Origin of the sequence: Marinomonas sp., assembly GCF_965225885.1 — a bacterium.
Classification (GTDB): domain Bacteria; phylum Pseudomonadota; class Gammaproteobacteria; order Pseudomonadales; family Marinomonadaceae; genus Marinomonas.
Window position 1 is genome coordinate 2,762,798 of the sequence record NZ_OZ245329.1, and the last position, 18,675, is coordinate 2,781,472.

The 18,675-nt window shown below is 43.4% G+C and carries 10 protein-coding genes; 6 read left to right on the forward strand and 4 right to left on the reverse strand.

Going from position 1 to position 18,675, the window contains the following annotated elements; genetic code table 11:
* Positions 1-55: 55 nt before the first annotated feature.
* Positions 56-1,522, reverse strand: a complete 1,467-nt coding sequence (locus ACO05V_RS13225) for an anion permease (protein WP_421852148.1) — start codon at positions 1,520-1,522, stop codon at positions 56-58.
* Positions 1,523-1,708: 186 nt separating this feature from the next.
* Positions 1,709-2,680, reverse strand: a complete 972-nt coding sequence (rluC, locus tag ACO05V_RS13230) for a 23S rRNA pseudouridine(955/2504/2580) synthase RluC (protein WP_421852151.1) — start codon at positions 2,678-2,680, stop codon at positions 1,709-1,711.
* Between the two features lie 472 nt (positions 2,681-3,152).
* Between rluC and rne the strand changes: the two genes are divergently transcribed.
* A complete protein-coding gene (gene rne, locus ACO05V_RS13235; protein WP_421852154.1) occupies positions 3,153-6,344 on the forward strand; it encodes a ribonuclease E in 3,192 nt (1,063 codons plus the stop codon).
* Positions 6,345-6,467: 123 nt separating this feature from the next.
* Positions 6,468-8,120 carry a SulP family inorganic anion transporter gene (locus ACO05V_RS13240; protein WP_421852157.1) on the forward strand — a complete coding sequence of 551 codons (1,653 nt, stop codon included), beginning with the start codon at positions 6,468-6,470 and terminating at the stop codon, positions 8,118-8,120.
* Between the two features lie 108 nt (positions 8,121-8,228).
* Here ACO05V_RS13240 and aceF read toward each other — a convergent pair whose 3' ends face one another.
* Positions 8,229-10,151: a dihydrolipoyllysine-residue acetyltransferase gene (aceF, locus tag ACO05V_RS13245; protein WP_421852160.1), complete on the reverse strand. Its 1,923-nt coding sequence runs from the start codon at positions 10,149-10,151 to the stop codon at positions 8,229-8,231.
* A 96-nt stretch (positions 10,152-10,247) separates the two neighbouring features.
* Positions 10,248-12,914, reverse strand: a complete 2,667-nt coding sequence (gene aceE / locus ACO05V_RS13250; RefSeq protein WP_421852163.1) for a pyruvate dehydrogenase (acetyl-transferring), homodimeric type — start codon at positions 12,912-12,914, stop codon at positions 10,248-10,250.
* A 961-nt stretch (positions 12,915-13,875) separates the two neighbouring features.
* Here aceE and nadC point away from each other — a divergent pair.
* The 4 genes from nadC to ACO05V_RS13270 all read left to right on the forward strand — a co-directional run bounded on the left by nadC (position 13,876) and on the right by ACO05V_RS13270 (position 18,625).
* A complete protein-coding gene (gene nadC / locus ACO05V_RS13255; RefSeq protein ID WP_421852166.1) occupies positions 13,876-14,724 on the forward strand; it encodes a carboxylating nicotinate-nucleotide diphosphorylase in 849 nt (282 codons plus the stop codon).
* A 2-nt stretch (positions 14,725-14,726) separates the two neighbouring features.
* Positions 14,727-15,917, forward strand: a complete 1,191-nt coding sequence (locus tag ACO05V_RS13260) for an acetate/propionate family kinase (protein ID WP_421852169.1) — start codon at positions 14,727-14,729, stop codon at positions 15,915-15,917.
* A 46-nt stretch (positions 15,918-15,963) separates the two neighbouring features.
* A complete protein-coding gene (gene pta / locus ACO05V_RS13265) occupies positions 15,964-18,063 on the forward strand; it encodes a phosphate acetyltransferase (RefSeq protein ID WP_421852172.1) in 2,100 nt (699 codons plus the stop codon).
* 184 nt (positions 18,064-18,247) lie between these two features.
* Positions 18,248-18,625: a hypothetical protein gene (locus ACO05V_RS13270; RefSeq protein WP_421852175.1), complete on the forward strand. Its 378-nt coding sequence runs from the start codon at positions 18,248-18,250 to the stop codon at positions 18,623-18,625.
* Positions 18,626-18,675 lie beyond the last annotated feature (50 nt).

The window sequence follows — 18,675 nt, forward strand, 5'->3', positions numbered from 1 at the left end:
AGCTATTTCTATCAGAAATAGCTGGCTCTTTCACATATAAACCTTTGATTAACGTTTACCAGTAACCCAATACCTTCCACCAAAGCCCGCCAACAATTCCCCACACTGTTAAGTTCACGATACTCATAATAAAGCCCATGATCCACCAATCTTCCATGGATACATAACCAGATCCGAAGATGATTGGCGATGTCCCAGTAGCGTAATGAGTCAATGACATCATTAAAGAAGAAGCGCCTGCGAGCAACAAACCAAGATACAAAGGTGGTGCACCTAACGCTAAACCGGCAGCATAAAAAGCCGCAAACATGGCGGTAATATGCGCTGTCGTGCTTGCAAAGAAATAATGTACATAAAAATAAATGGCTACCAAAATAACAACGGAAATAGCCCAATCAAATCCCAAATGCTCAATATTGCTTTCCACCACAGTTGAAAACCATTGCACTAAACCAAGCTTGTTTAAAAAAGTGGCCATCATCACCAAAGCAGAAAACCAAACAACCGTGTCCCATGCAGATTTTTCTTTAAGTACATCATCCCAACTTAAAACGCCTGTCACTAATAAAACAGACAAACCTAAAAAAGCCACTGCCGTTGTATTCACTGCGAAGCCCGCACCGAATAACATCGCCGGAATACCAGCCCAAAGAATCAATAAAAGAGCAAACACCGCCACCATGACTTTCTCACCATAAGACATAGGCCCCATTTCGGCGAGTTTAGACTTCGCGTAAATCCTTGCATCTGGCGTGCTTTTTATCTCAGGAGAGTAGATTGCATAAATAACCAGAGGCACAAGCGCAATACACACCAAGCCAGGCAAAAGTGCTGCTAATGCCCATGTTCCCCAAGTAATACTAATATTAGCACCAGTGGCATCAGAGATTAATTTAACAATTAAGGGGTTGGGTGCTGTTGCTGTAATGAACATGGCCGAGGTAATCGGATTGATATGGTAATTAACCAAGGCAAGGTAATGACCAATCTTTCGAGAAGTCCCCTCCTCGGGTGAAGAACCAAAACTAGTGGCAATGGATTTCATAATCGGATGAATTATACCGCCACCCCGTGCGGTATTACTTGGCGTTACCGGTGCGATAACCAATTCTGAAATAGCCAAGGCGTAGCCGATACCAATGGTTTTTTTACCAAACAAGGAAATAAAGTAGTAACCGATACGATTCCCAAGCCCTGTTTTTGCTAAACCACGCGAAATAACAATTGCAATACCGATCAACCAAATCAGAGAATTCGAAAAACCACTTAGTGCATCTTTAATCGCACCAGCAGGCGTATCGCTTGTCACGCCAGTTAGCGCCACTAAAGTAATCGCCAAAATCGCGAGTGCGCCAATTGGCATCGCCTTCCCTATAATGGCGACCACAGTACCAACAAATAAAGCCAGCAAATGCCAAGCATTAGCAGATACACCATCAGGCACAGGCACAACAAACCAGATTAACAGCGTGATAAAAATAGAAATGAGTCCCGGAATTGTCCGGATATCAGAGGCTTTCATGAAAAATCCTTTCATTTTAGAAAAAGTTTCCCTATTAAAAACAAGGGAATCACCCTGACATGTTAGGGCATTTAGCATTAGGAAAAGGTGATACACATCACAGAAGCAAGATTCACTAAAAATAAGCTAAAAAAAAGACCTGCCTCAGCAAGTCTTTTTATTTAATGATTCAAAAACGACAAAAAGTTAAGAAAAAATCCCTGTCAATTTCTCGTTCATTAGAGTTTGCCATTCTTTATCTAGCGGCGCCTCAAACAACATGCGCTCACCATTTAACATAATGTCTAATTTCGTCGCGTGCAGACATAAGCGTTTAAAGCCAAGGGCTTTTGTTTCTTTTAAAGATTCAGCCGGCGAATACTTTTCATCGCCCACAATCGGATAACCCGCATGCAGTGTATGAACTCGAATCTGATGGGTACGCCCTGTTACCGGTTCACATTCAACCAAACTATAACCTTCAAACTGTCGAACCAACTTAAATCGAGTCAAACTCTCTTTTCCGTCAGTATGCACTCTGACAATACGCTCACCAGATTGCAGCTCATTTTTTAATAAAGGCGCGTTCACTTGCAATTTTCTTTTAGGCCAGCTTCCATAAACCAAAGCAAGGTAAGTTTTTTGTACGCCTTCTTTTTCACGTAAAGCCGTATGCAATTCCTTTAGAACGGCGCGTTTCTTCGCGATCATGATCAAGCCAGAAGTATCACGGTCAAGTCGATGAACAAGCTCAATAAATTTCTCTAATGGTCGCATTTGGCGAATCACCTCAACCAAACCAAAACTCAAACCACTGCCGCCATGCACAGCCAAGCCCGACGGCTTGTTAACAACAATCAACCCTTTGTCTTCATAGACAATGCGAGATTCTATCTCGCTTTTCAAACGATCTGACAAAACAGGCTTATCTGATTCTGGTGCAATCACAATCGGCGCAATACGCACAACATCTTCATTTTGAAGGCGGTAATCAGGTTTAGTTCGCTTCTTATTAACGCGTATTTCCCCCTTCCTAAGTAAGTTGTAAATCTTGCCTTTCGGAACACCCTTTAAAAAGGTAACCAAAAAATTATCGATTCGCTGACCCGTATTATTGTCGTCAATCGTGACGTAACGAACCGCGGGACGCTCTGCTGATTTTAGTTCTGAGTCCGACATAAGCTAAGATTGGTTTCCTTTATAATTGAAGCACTTAGTTTTTACTGTTATATTCACATTCGCAAAGGGTAAGAGGCAACAAAACACCTCGAAGATAAGATGCAAGAATTGAATGACAATTGCCGAAGCGACACTTTGGCCCCCTATCTTACCTCTGTAACAGTTAATCTTAAATAATAAACCGCATGATTCGGAAAAATCCGCTTCAGTGGAAGGAACTCTCATTAAAATTGCTAGGCCACGCGTTCGCGTTGTTTCGTAAAAGCAAAGAAACGAGACCGGTTAAAGAGACTATTTAGTATTGATCACGGCAGCGACCGCACAAAAGCGTTTAAGATAAAATAAACGAATCGCGTACTCCTCTCGCCAGAGAACACTGAATGACTTGCTCTAATTCTGAGTCAGATTTATTAATGGTTACCCTATCACTGTTGTGACTCTTTCGTATCAGCTAACAGAGTTCACACATATAATGATTAGAATGCTTATCAATGCAACTCAACAAGAAGAGTTGCGCGTCGCCCTAGTAGACGGTCAACGTCTATATGATCTAGACATCGAATCCGGTTCACGCGAACAGAAGAAGTCAAATATATATAAAGGTCGCATCACTCGCATTGAGCCGAGTCTAGAAGCTGCTTTTGTTGACTTCGGCGCAGATCGCCACGGATTCCTACCTTTAAAAGAAATCTCCAAAACCTACTTTTCCAAAAAATCGAACCACGACGGCCGAATTAACATCAAAGATGTGTTAAGCGAAGGTCAAGAAGTGATCGTTCAAGTGGACAAAGAAGAACGTGGTAACAAAGGCGCAGCACTAACGACCTTCGTTAGCTTAGCGGGCCGTTATTTGGTTCTGATGCCAAACAACCCTCGCGCTGGTGGTATTTCTCGCCGCATCGACGGTGATGACAGATCGCACCTTAAAGAAGCCATGTCAGGTTTGAATACACCAGAAAATGGTGGTCTTATTGTTCGTACCGCTGGTGTTGGTCGCTCAACTGAAGAATTACAGTGGGATTTGGATTACCTTGATACTCTATGGTCATCCATTACCAAAGCCGCGTCTGAAAAACCTGCTCCTTTCTTAATCTATCAAGAAAGCAACATCGTCATCCGCGCCATTCGCGATTACTTACGTGAAGACATTGGCGAAGTACTGATTGATGAGAAAAGCGCCTACCAAGACGCGATCAACTTCGTCATGCAAGTAATGCCGCACTTTAAGTCGCGCATTAAAATGTATACCGACTCAACTCCTCTGTTTAACCGTTTCCAGATCGAAACTCAGATCGAAACGGCTTTCCAGCGTGAAGTTCGCCTACCTTCTGGCGGCTCTATCGTTATTGATCCTACAGAAGCATTAGTTTCTATCGATATCAACTCAGCCCGCGCCACAAAAGGCGGAGACATCGAAGAAACAGCACTGCAAACCAACGTAGAAGCGGCAGATGAAATTGCTCGTCAGCTACGTCTTCGCGACATTGGTGGCTTGGTTGTAATCGACTTCATCGATATGACACCCGTGCGTAACCAAAAAGAAGTTGAAACCCGCATGAAGAACGCACTAGAAGCGGATCGTGCTCGTGTTCAACTCGGTCGTATTTCTCGCTTCGGCTTGTTAGAAATGTCACGTCAGCGTTTACGCCCCTCTCTTGGTGAAACCAGTGGCATCGTATGTCCTCGCTGTAATGGCCAAGGATTCATCCGTGACGTCGAATCTCTAGCACTTTCTGTACTTCGCTTAATCGAAGAAGAATGCTCCAAAGAGCGCACCGCTCAAATCCGTGCTGTTTTACCAGTATCTGTTGCCACCTTCTTGCTAAACGAGAAACGTACCAACATTGCTAAAATTGAAAAACGCAATAACGTTCATATCATCCTTGTGCCAAATCCTCATATGGAAACACCGCACTTTGAAGTAGAGCGCATTCGCGATGACAGCACTGTTGTGATGCAAAACGAAAACAGCTACTCCTTGGTAGAAACGCCAGAGCAACCACCTTACGAGCCTCGCAAAGCGAATGAAAACGTTCGTCCACAAGCTGCCGTAACAAGTATTGCTCCTAAAGCTCCAGCGCCTGAGCACACTGCACCATCAGCCGCGACACCAAAAGCAGCTAAAAGCACAAGCACACAAGCTAAACCAAGCCTGCTTAAACGTATCATGACAGCCTTGTTTGGCGAACCCCAAAGCAAGCCAAAATCAAAAACGGTGAGTAAAACCAGTCCAGTTGCAACACCAGCGCCAAAAGATCGCGATACGTCAAGCAAGCCTAATGGCAATCGTGTAAACAGAAACAAACGTAACGTTAAGCATCAAAATGCAGATCGTGACGACAACAATACAGCTGAAAAGAATCGCTCAACCCGCCAATCGCGCCGAGAGCAAGCTGAAGCTGGCACGAAAGGCAGTAACAATAACCGCCGCAACAACCGTAGTAATAAGCAAGAAACTCAAGAGCCAAGAGTGGAAAAGCAAGAAGCGGCTGTAAAAGCAGCGCCACGCCAACCTCAGAAAGAAGTTCCTGAAGTTAAAGAGCGTAAACGTGATCGTAATGACAACCGTCGTCGCAATGGCAAATTAAAAGACGAAGCATTAGAAGCAACAAAACTACAAGAGCAAGAAGATGCAGCTCTAGTAGAAGCGGCTCAAAATACTGAAGTCGAAAGCAACGAAAACGGTGATGAACCTCAACGCCGTTCACGTCGCTCACGTCGTTCACGTCGCCCACAAAAAGAAGAAAACAACGCACAGCAAGAAAATGTTGAATCTACAACCGATGAAACACAATCTACTGACGTTGCAGCAGCTCAAACGGAAGAAGCAAAATCAACCACTTCCGAAGTTAAGCATGCAGAAACAGAAGTTGAATCAAAATCAGAAGAAAGCGCGACAACAGAATCAGCCTCTGAGGATAAAGTTGAGACTATAGAAACAGAGAAAACTGAAGCTATTGAAGCTGAAGAAGTACCATCTATTGATACCCAGCAAGCAACAGAAGAAGCTAAAGACGAAACCCCTAAAGCCAAACCTGCAAAACCTAAGATGTCAGTAAAAGCTCAAATGCGTAAAATTGAGCAAGAGACACCTGAGACTGCATCTGAGGCAACAGAGCCAGCTAAGACTGAGCAAAAAACAGTTACGACACCAGAAGCAAATCAAGTAGAGCAACCTGAAGCAGACGCTGCAATCAAATCAGGCGAAGCTCAACCTGAAACAACTACGGTTGCGCCAACAGAAGAGGCAAGTGTAACGGATGAAACAAAAGCCGAAGCACAGGAAGTCAAGACAGTTGAAGTAGAAGCTAAACAGGAAGCGACTCCGCCAGCTGAAACCACAGTAAAAACAGCAGAAGTGGATTCAGCAACCGAAGAGACAACAGAAGAGAAACCAGAGAACACTGGCCGCTCAACTCGAACTCCTCGTCGTGGACGCGGCAAACCAGCAACTAAACAAGCAAACACAGAAGCCAAAGCTCCAGTAGAATTACCAGCTGCTATTTTGGCTCAGCAAGAAAAGCTTCGTTTAGAGCAAGAAGAAAAACGCAACGCTACCTCTTCACGCCGACGCGCATCAGTAGGTCGTGTAAAAAATGACCCTAGGATTGCGCGAGAAGAAGAAAATGGCTCTGAATCAACTTCAGAAGCCAATGTAGAATAAACACTACAACCTCTCTAAGAAAATACAAAGAGCCCGCATAACGCGGGCTCTTTTGCAAACAAAGCATTATGGAATATTTCAAAGGATTGATTTGAACATAAATAACGGACAGGTAAATATACAATGATAATTGATTTCTCTCGCTTTAAAGACTGGACTCTAGTGGGCGATTTATTTGGCGGGGCAACCACCGCTATTGTTTCACTACCTCTAGCATTGGCATTTGGCGTTGCATCAGGCGCTGGAGCAGAAGCAGGACTCTGGGGTGCCATACTCGTTGGCCTTTTTGCTGCAGTATTTGGCGGTTCAACCAGCCTCATTTCAGAGCCAACTGGACCAATGACTGTCATCATGACAGCTGTACTCACAAGCATGATGGCTAGCAGCCCAGAAGGCGGTGTGGCTATGGCCTTTACCGTGGTGATGATCGCAGGCCTATTTCAAATTACACTAGGTTATCTCAAACTAGGCAAATACATCACACTAATGCCGTACAGCGTTATATCAGGCTTTATGTCTGGCATTGGTATTATATTGATTATCTTGCAAATCGCCCCATTTCTAGGACACCCATCTCCATCCGGCGGCGTAATGGGAACATTAAGCGCACTACCAAACCTTATAATGAATTTGAAGTTTTCAGAATTATTTTTAGGGCTGTTAACGTTAGGTGTCCTTTTTTATCTTCCTAAACACTGGCGTCGCTACGTCCCTCCTCAACTTGTTGCCTTAGTCGCAATAACACTTGTTTCTGTTGTGCTATTTAGCGACTCGGATGTTCGTCGCATTGGCGTTATTCCATCTGGTTTGCCATCCATTCACTGGCCTACTTTTGAACGTTCTGTATTTATAGAGATGATCATCAATGGTTTGGTGCTTGGCACCCTAGGCTGCATTGACACTTTATTAACTGCTGTTATTGCTGACAGTCTAACGCGTAAAGAGCATGATTCGAATCGAGAGCTTATCGGCCAAGGCACAGCCAATTTCTTCTCTGGGCTACTCGGCGGCCTTCCTGGCGCCGGTGCAACTATGGGAACTGTGGTTAATATACAGTCTGGTGGCAAATCACCACTTGCAGGTATTACCAGAGCCTTAATTCTACTATTGGTTGTACTTGGAGCATCCGAACTAATCAGCCCAATTCCAATGGCTGTGCTTGCTGGTATCGCTCTGTATGTAGGGATCAACATTCTCGACTGGAGTTTTTTGAAACGCGCTCACAAAATCGCCCTATCGCCAACTATCATTATGTATGGCGTTATGGCGTTAACTGTATCTGTTGATCTTATGGTTGCGGTGGGAATCGGCGTTTTCATTGCCAATATCATGACCATAGAGAAACTCAGCCGACTACAATCAGGAAATGTAAAAGCGATAAGCGATGCTGATGATGACATCCCACTATCTGAAGATGAAAAAGCATTACTAGATCAAGCAGACGGAAAAGTACTGCTTTTCTACTTGTCCGGCCCAATGATCTTTGGTGCAAGTAAGGCCATTGCAAAACACCACAATCGAATACATAACTACAAGGCCGTAGTATTGGATCTAAGTGCAGTCCCTATGATGGACCTAACGATAGGCCTTGCATTAGAGAACGCCATCAAAGACGCGATAGAAGCAGACTGCGCCGTTTTTATCTTTAGCCCCAACGGACAAACCACCGAACGACTTGAAAAACTGGGCGTATTAAGCCGATTACCGCACAATGCATTCTGCGACTCTCGGAAATCCGCCTTAATTCAGGCCGTTGCCAGCTTAACAAACACATAACGTATGTCGCTTAACTAGATTTATATTAAACCAAAAGCAATAGACCAAAAAAAGCCGCTTATATAAGCGGCTTTTTTATTTACTTAGCTATTAATCAATAGTGGCTCATTAAAGAGATAAGCGACGAACATCACTTAACAATGAGTTCAAGAAGGTCATAAATCGACCAGCATCACCACCGTTCACAGCTCTGTGATCATAAGACAAACACAATGGCAACATTGTGCGAGGCTCAAACTCTTTACCATTCCATCGTGGCTCAATGTCTGCTTTAGAAACACCAAGAATACCCACTTCAGGACAGTTAACGATAGGAGTAAATCCTGTACCGCCAATTGCACCCAAACTAGAAATAGTAAAACAACCACCCTGCATGTCAGCAGGCTTAAGCTGCTTATCAAGCGCTTTCTTAATCAATTCGCTCGCTTCTTTTGCGATTTGAATAACTGATTTCTTATCAGCATCACGCAAAACAGGAACAACCAACCCAGCAGGAGAGTCCACAGCGATACCAATGTGTACGTATTGCTTCTGAACGTAGCTTTCGCCATCGGCCATTAGCGATACATTGAAGCTAGGATTCGCCACCATAGCTTGTGCAACCGCTTTAATCAGGAATGGAAGAGGCGTCAATTTAACACCTTGTTTCTCCATTTCCCCTTTTAAGCCTTTACGGAACTCTTCAAGATCAGAGATATCAGCCTTGTCAAACTGAGTAACTTGAGGCACAACAAGCGAGTTGCGAACCATGTTCTGTGCAGTTAGACGCTGAATCTTACTCATTTTAACAACTTCAATATCACCGAACTTGCTAAAGTCTTGATCAGGCACAGTCGGTAAACCAGAACCTGTTGCAACACCCGCTGGAACTGATGAAGCTTTTTGTACAGCCGCTTTAACGTAGGCATGTAAATCTTCTTTCGTAATACGACCACGAGGACCAGTCGGACGAACAAGAGATAGATCAACACCTAACTCACGAGCAAGCATACGCACTGCTGGACCCGCATGAACCTTCTTCGAAGGTTCAGTCAAGACAGCAGATTGATCCGCTGCAGGGGCCGCCGCTTTTGCACCATTCGCTTTAGGCGCTTCAGCAGACGCAGGAGCCGATTTTTCAGCAACAGGTTCAGGCGCCGCAGCTTCAGAACCACCTTCCACTTCAAGCTCAAGGACAAGATATCCTTCAGAAACCTTGTCACCAACCTTAATAGAAACAGATTTTACCGTTCCAGATTTAGGGGCAGGGATTTCCATAGAAGCTTTGTCAGTTTCAAGAACGATTATAGAATCGCCCTCTTTAACTTTATCTCCAGCTTCTACAGCAACCTCGATAACTTCAACGCCTTCAGCACCACCAATATCAGGCACCTTAACAGACTCAACACCACCAGATGTAGGTGCTGAAGCAGCAGGAGCTGATGGTTTTGGTACTTCCGCTTTCTCTTCTGAAGCCGCCGGCTCGGATGACTCAGTTGTTAACATAAGGATGTCAGCACCTTCAGAAACCGTGTCACCGACTTTGATCGAAATTTTATCGATCTTGCCTGTAAATGGCGAAGGTATATCCATAGATGCCTTATCAGTTTCCAAAACGATCAAAGAGTCACCTTCTTCAACCATATCGCCTTCAGCAACACAAACTTCAATAACTTCTACATCAGTTGCACCACCAATATCAGGCACAGACACTTTTTCTTCACTAGAAGATGATGAAGCCGGAGCCGTCTGCTCAGCAGGTTTTTCTGATGCCGCCTCTTCGATTGGTGCTTCAGAAGCAGATTCTTCTGCGCCTTCAATCTCAATAACAAGAAGCTCATCACCTTCAGAAACTTTATCGCCTTCTTTCACAGAAATGCTTTTTACTTTACCAGCCATAGAAGATGGAACATCCATGGAAGCTTTATCTGTTTCTAAAACAATAATAGATTGGTCCACTTCAATAGTGTCACCAACCGCAATACTGATCTCGATAATTTCGACATCAGTCGCACCACCAATATCCGGTACTCGAATGATTTCAGTACTCACAGAAATCTCCTTTGTCTTATAGACGCATCAAACTTAAAAACTTATCTAGCTTAGGCATAAACATACACTAAGCCAGATACCTAGCTTGTCAGGTAATTAGCAAGTTACAGGATTTGGCTTCTCAGGATCTAAACCAAACTTAGCAATCGCCCCACTAACTACAGATGCATCAATCACACCGTCTTTTGCCAGTGCATTCAAGGCAGAAACTACTACCCAATAGCGGTTAACTTCAAAGAAGTGACGCAATTGAGCACGAGTATCACTGCGACCAAAACCATCTGTACCAAGTACGTTGTATATACCTTTTACGAATGGACGAATTTGATCAGCGAACAATTTAATATGGTCGGTAGATGCAATCACTGGGCCATTGCCATTCAAGCAAGATTCAACATGAGATACGCGGGCTTCAGACTCAGGGTGAAGCATATTCCAACGACTCACATCAAGACCTTCACGACGTAATTCATTGAAAGACGTTACACTCCATATATCAGAGTTAACGCCGAAATCATTAAAGAGGATCTCTGCAGCCGCTTCCACTTCACGAAGAATAACGCCAGAACCAAGTAATTGAACTTGTTTCTTATTCGTTTTCTTAGCATGAGATTTAAGCTTGTACATGCCTTTAATAATGCCTTCTTCAACACCTTCAGGCATATCTTCGTGCGTGTAGTTTTCATTCATTACTGTTAGGTAATAGAAAACACTTTCTTTCTCTTTATACATACGACGCAAGCCATCTTGCATGATAACTGCAACTTCGTATGAATAAGTAGGATCGTAAGACACGCAGTTAGGAATAAGACCAGCCTGAATATGGGAATGACCATCTTCGTGCTGTAAACCTTCACCGTTTAGTGTAGTACGACCTGCTGTAGCACCGATCAAGAAACCACGAGCTTGCGAATCACCTGCTGCCCAAGCCAAGTCACCAATACGTTGGAAACCAAACATTGAGTAGTATATGTAAACAGGAATCATTGGAAGAGCACTGTTTGCATAAGACGTAGCTAGTGCCAACCATGCAGAGAATGCACCTGGCTCATTAATCCCTTCTTGAAGGATTTGGCCATCAGCAGACTCTTTGTAATACATAATCTGAGTATGGTCATGAGGCGTATAACGCTGACCTTCAGATGAGTATATGCCTAGCTGACGGAACATACCTTCCATACCAAAGGTACGAGCTTCATCGGCAACGATTGGAACAACGCGCTTACCAATTGCTTTATCTTTAACCATAACGTTTAGTGCACGCACAAACGCCATAGTAGTAGAAATTTCACGCCCATTTGTTCCCGCGATCTGAGACTTGAATGCTTCCAAAGAAGGCACTTCAAGCGCTTCGCAATCATGATTACGAATAGGGAAAGCACCATGCAACTCTTTACGACGCGAGCGCATATATTGCATTTCAGGACTGTCTTCAGCCGGCTTGTAATACGGTAAGTCTTTTAGCTCTTCATCGCTAATAGGGATGCCGAATTTATCGCGGAACTGAGCAAGGGATTCTTCATCCAACTTCTTCGTTTGGTGCGCAGTGTTTTGCGCTTCAGCCGCTTTAAACATGCCGTAACCTTTAACGGTTTGCGCCAAGATAACGGTCGGCTGACCTTTATGAGAAGTTGCTTCGGAATACGCTGCGTAAACTTTGTAAGGATCATGGCCGCCGCGATTAAGATTCATGATCTCATCGTCAGTCATATCTTTAACCATTTCTAGCAATTCTGGATATTTGCCGAAGAAATGTTCACGAGTATAAGCACCACCATTTGCTTTGTAGTTCTGAAGCTCACCATCGCAAACTTCATTCATACGTTTAACAAGCAAACCGTTGTGATCTTTCGCGAAAAGAGGATCCCAATGACGACCCCATAGACACTTAATGACATTCCAGCCAGCGCCACGGAATACACCTTCAAGTTCCTGAACAATTTTGCTGTTACCACGTACAGGGCCATCAAGACGCTGAAGGTTACAGTTGATCACGAAAATAAGGTTGTCTAGGTTTTCACGTCCCGCAAGCGCGATTGCACCTAAAGATTCTGGTTCATCACACTCACCATCACCAAGGAACGCCCATACTTTACGGTCACCTTGATCAATCAGACCACGGCTGTGTTGGTACTTCATTACGTGTGCTTGATAAATAGCCTGTAAAGGCCCCAATCCCATAGACACAGTTGGGAACTGCCAATAATCTGGCATCAACCAAGGATGTGGGTAAGAAGAGATACCTTTGCCATCTACTTCGCGACGGAAGTTATCAAGCTGCTCGTCTGTCAGACGCCCTTCAATGTATGAACGCGCGTAGATACCTGGAGAAATATGGCCTTGAAAAAAGACCATATCCGCTTGCTGTTTACCGTCATTACCACGGAAAAAGTGGTTAAAACCGATATCATAAAGCGTTGCCGCAGAAGAGAAGCTGGTAATGTGGCCACCAAGTGTTGAATCAACACGGTTTGCTTTCATTACCATAGCCAATGCGTTCCAACGAATTATAGAGCGTATACGACGCTCCATAAATACATCACCCGGCAACGGCTTCTCATCTTCAGGAGCGATTGTGTTTCGGTATGCTGTCGTGATAGACGACGGTAAAGACGAACCAGCTTTTGAAGCTTCATTCGTCAAACGATTTAAAATATATTGCGCGCGATCAGGACCTTCTTCGCGAAGGACAGACTCAAGCGCATCGACCCACTCTTTTGTTTCAATTGGATCGATGTCTTCGAGAATATGCTGCTCAGTCATCGTGTTAATAACTCCCGCTATTAGAACAGATACTAACCTACCAAGGACATTATGTGTATTTAAGCCTTGGAGGCTACTTAAACGAACCGTCGGAACTCACATGAATAGCCATTAAGTTCCAGCCGACCTAGGATAAAACGACGCCCTACTAAATTACGTTTTAAAGCGTCGTTTTATCCGTTCCAATGGTAATTATTATTGTTTTAGTTTTATTTCCATTGCATCGACCACCAATAAATCTGGTCGGTTCGCTTCCAATTTGGGTTTGGTTCATCAAACCCAACATTAAATTTCTACATGCAAATAGCCTTACTAAATACATGTAAAAAATCAAAGCTGTTTACTTAGAAGTGCATAGATAGCGCACTTCTAATGCTTTTGCACCCGAAAAATTTTACGTTAAACAAGGTTTTCTTTAACGTCAGATGCATCTAATTCGGGCGTTAGATTAACACCTAATCAAGAGATCGCCTAGCCACCCACATCAAGATTGAAGCACCAAAGGCACTTTTGAAGCTTTTAAATACCCTCAATTCCCCTAGAAAAACAACAAAAAGACCATGTCAGACTGCGAAAACACAAGACAATCACATCAAAATTCACAGTAAATATAAGGTACATAAACACCATAAATCTTAGGTTTTTATTAGCCAAACCAGAGGAGAAACAATGTATAAGCCAGAACACCACAACAAAACCGATATTATTCATCAAGTTATTAGTTGGATTCAGCTCCCATCAATACCCGCAATAAAAGACAAGCTGATACCCGAAGCTTAAAAAAAGCGACATACCAAGAATGAAGAGCATACAAAAATCTTCTATGTTAAGAGATTCCACAATCACTCTTTTTGTACGGAAAGGCTTGGCAAATCAATGAATACAAAAAAATCAACACTGACGCCTTGCCAATATCAGGCTACAATGCTTATTTATTTATTTGGCATAATTAGGATAGTACATGACTCTTTTGAACGCTCTATTAACTGAGCACATTCAATCGCAAGTTGCTTTTGCATTAGAAGAAGACATAGGTTCAGGGGATATAACCGCTCAGCTCATCCCTAATGATCAAAAAATTACCGCAAAGGTGATCAGTCGAGAACCAGCTGTCCTGTGTGGTCAAGCTTGGGTGAACGAAGTTTTTTCTCAGTTAGGAAGTAAAGCAACCCTCACTTGGCATAATAAAGAAGGTGACTTATTACAGCCCAACAAGCCCTTTCTGACAATTAAAGGCCACGCAAGAACCATTTTAACAGGTGAACGCACCGCTTTAAATTTCTTACAAACACTGTCTTATACAGCCACTGTGACTCGCCAATACAGTGACATAGTATCTAGTACCCAACTAACCATCTTAGATACACGAAAAACCTTACCAGGCATGCGCCAAGCACAGAAGTATGCGGTAACTGTTGGCGGTGGAAAAAATCACCGAATGGGGTTGTATGATGCATTTTTGATAAAAGAAAATCACATCATGGCTGCTGGCTCGATTGCTAATGCCGTCAATATGGCGAAAAAAATCGCACCGGGTAAAACCATTGAAGTGGAAACAGAAAATTTAGAAGAAGTTGCTATGGCCGTTGCTGCTGGCGCCGACATCATCATGCTGGATAATTTTTCCTATGATGATATGAACAAAGCGGTTTTAGACTTTAAAGGCCAAGTAAAATTTGAAGCATCAGGAAACATGGAAAAAGATCGCCTATTAAAGGTAGCAGAAACAGGCGTTGATTTTGTTTCTATTGGCGCCTTAACGAAACATATCCAAGCAATAGACCTGTCTTTGCGCGTATCTCAGGAATAACTATGAAAGATAGTATTTTAGTCATCAACTGCGGAAGCTCTTCTTTAAAGTTTGCGGTACTAGCTAATGCTGGACAAGACACTTTGGTTGAAGGTATCGCCGACAGACTCGGCGCAAATGGAAGTAGTATTACTTTTAAGTTCGAAGGACAAAAAAACGTTATAGAACTAGAAGATGGCAGCCACAAAAATGCCGTCTCTCATATCAAAAATTGGCTAAGCCGTCACCCCAACATAGAATCTTCTCTTGCTGGAATTGGTCATCGTGTTGTGCACGGCGGTGAAACCTTCAGTAAGTCTGTATTAATTAATCAAGACGTTATTGATGGCATTAATGAATGCGCACAGTTCGCGCCGCTACATAACCCAGCTCATGCTAAGGGGATTGAGGTTGCTTTTGAACTTTTTCCTGGGTTACCTCAAGTGGCTGTTTTTGATACTGCGTTTCATCAAACTCTGGCTCCTGAACAATACCTGTACCCTATTCCAATGCACTTTTATAGAGAGCATCATTTTCGCAAGTATGGCTTCCATGGCACCAGCTATCGCTATATTAGCCAACGTCTAGAAGAAATTGCATCAGGCAGTGATCAACAGGGTGTACTTGTTGCTCACCTTGGTAATGGTGCCAGTACCTGTGCGATTAACAAAGGTCAGTCTTCTGATACCAGTATGGGTATCACGCCGCTAGAAGGTCTGATGATGGGAACTCGCTCTGGTAGTTTAGACCCAAGCCTGCTGTCTTTTATTAGCAAAGCAGAAAACATATCCGCTGACGAAGCGCTTGATATTTTAAACAAAAAAAGTGGCCTGCTTGGTGTATCTGAAATTTCTAACGACTGTCGAACACTAGAAGAAGCAATGGAATCTGGTGATCAAAGAGCCAAACTGGCGTTAGATATGTTTGCAGCACGCACTGCAAAACATCTAGCCAGTGTGGCAACTACTTTAGAAAGTATTGATCATTTGGTTTTTACTGGTGGTATCGGTGAAAATTCGAGCTATTTGCGTCAAGTCATTTGCAATCATTTGAAAGCGCTGAATATCAGTATAGACTCGACATTAAATGAGAACGCTCCTCGTGGTGAATCACTAAACATTAGTTCAAAAAACAGCAACACTAATGTTTGGATTATACCCACCAACGAAGAGCTAATGATTGCACTAGATACCATCAGCTTAATTCAGCACTGATCGACACAATGCTAACCATAATGGACTAATTTAGGATTCATCAGATATGTCAATAAATGTACTCATGACCGTTCCTACAGGCCCAGGCGTCGGCCTAACATCAGTCTCTGTAGGTCTTGTCCGCGCACTTGAACAGCAAGGTTTAAAAGCCAGCTTTTTCAAACCAATTGCCCAGCCTCAGCCTGGAGACAAAGGGCCTGACAAGTCGACGGCAATGGTTGCTCAGGGTTCAACCCTTACTCCAGCAGAGCCTATTCCACTGCATGAAGCGGAACGTTATTTGTATAACGACAATATCGACGAACTCATGGAAGAAATTGTAGGGCGTTTCCAAGCTAGCGTAGAACCAGACTCAACCGTGATTGTAGAAGGTCTTGCTCAAATCGCAGGACACCCGTACGCCACGCGGCTTAACAAAGCTATCGCTAGAACACTTGATGCAGGATTGGTACTGGTCACAGCACCTAACAATATGCGAGTCAATGAGTTTGAACACCATGTCGAAATTGCCGCAGGCTCTTATGGCGGCATTAAGGTCAATGATGTGATCGGCTGTATTTTAAACAAAACCACACCTGGATCATTGGGCGTGAAGTCCTACGGTGACTTGTTTGCTCAAAGAGGCATTTTCAAGCGCAACTTTAGTCTGCTCGGTCAAATACCGAAAGCGGACGAGCTAACCTACCCTCGCGTTAAAGATGTGGCGGATTTTCTTGGCGCTCGCATTATCAATGCCGGTGAAATCGAATCTCGTCGAGTGCAATCTTATACGCTTTGCGCACGCGGCGTTGAAAATATGCTTGAAGCTTTGCGTCCAGGCGTGTTGGTTTTCACTCCTGGTGATCGTACTGACATCATCATGGCGACAGCCATTGCAGCACTTAATGATATCAAAATTGCAGCATTAGTCGTTACTGGTGGATATCAGCCAAGTGAAGCACTTATGGCGCTCTGCGGTAAAGCTATGGCGAAAGGATTGCCTATTCTTTCCGTTGAATCGAACAGCTGGGAAACGGTCATTAACATGCAGTCTTTCAACCAAGAAATTCCGCTTGACGATAAAGAGCGAGTCCTGATGGTGAAAGAGCATATCGCTCGCTGTATCGATCATGACTGGATCAATTCTTTTGCCTTGAACCAAGAGGAGAGAAAACTGTCTCCTCCTGCGTTCCGATTCCGCCTGATTGAACTTGCTCGCTCATTAAACAAGCGTATCATTCTTCCTGAAGGTGAAGAGATTCGTACCATTCAGGCGGCGTCTATTTGTGCTGAACGCGGCATCGCTCGCTGTACATTATTAGGCAGCGAAACAGAAATCCTTCGTATTGCTCAAAACAATGGTATTGAATTAAGTCATGGTGTTGAAATACTCGATCCAAACAGCATTCGTGAACGCTACGTGGCTCCAATGGTTGAGTTAAGAAAAAGTCGAGGACTGACTGACATTGTTGCCCGTGAACAGCTCGAAGACAATGTGGTATTAGGCACAATGATGCTGCAAGTTGGTGATGTAGATGGGCTGGTTTCTGGTGCTGTACACACTACAGCAAACACCATTCGCCCAGCTCTTCAATTGATCAAAACATCAGCAAACGCTAGTCTTGTCTCATCGGTTTTCTTCATGTGTTTACCGGATCAGGTTTTGGTCTATGGTGATTGCGCTATAAATCCAGACCCTAGCGCTGAACAGCTTGCAGAAATTGCGATTCAAAGTGCTGACTCTGCAGCGGCGTTTGGCATTACCCCTAAAGTGGCTATGATCAGTTACAGTACCGGTGGTTCTGGCACAGGCAACGACGTCGATAAAGTTCGAGAAGCAACAGCGATAGCGCAACAACTTCGTCCTGATCTATTGATTGATGGACCTCTGCAATACGACGCTGCCATTATGGAAAAAGTAGCCAAGCAAAAAGCGCCAAACAGCAAGGTAGCAGGTAAAGCGACTGTCTTTATTTTCCCAGACTTAAATACAGGCAACACCACCTACAAAGCTGTGCAGAGAAGCGCCGATGTGGTTAGTATCGGACCTATGCTACAAGGTATTCGTAAACCGGTTAATGACTTATCTCGTGGTGCGTTGGTCGACGATATTGTTTACACCATTGCGATTACAGCCATTCAAGCTGGAAAGCTCAAAGGCGAGTAAAAAATATCAGCTAATTCACTTTCTAACTCGCCTTCACATTTCAATAAGTGAAGGCGAGTTGATAATGAAAGATGAGAGTTTTCTCAACTGAATTTGATTAGAAAGTAGACATATTACACAATGCGACCTAATATCTATTAACAATTGTTAACAATTGTTAACAAACATTAAGTTGGTGATCAATATGTCTGGTAGCCTTCCTCATTCTATAGCGCTTTCAAATCATACTTTAACGAGTGCAGCCACTCCCGGCTATACGACATATGATTTACGCTCTGATGAAGATACTAATATGGCCGCGCTTAATGCTCGAAACGCCAAAGCATCAAGTGATCTTGTTGTCACCATTTCAGAGCAAGGCCAAGCATTATCCCAAAAAAATAAAAAGACACCTGAAGAAATCGAAGCAAGAAAAAAACAAGATCTATTACAGAAAATACTTGATGAAGAGTTCATCGAAGACGATTTAGAACCCATTGCCCACACATCAATCAAAGAAAGCAAAACAGACAGTTATCAAGAAAAATTACCAACAGGAGACTTTCTTGATCAAATTGTTTAAGCTATAAAAACTCAATAAATTGAGCTTGTCGGCAGGATGCCAATTATTAC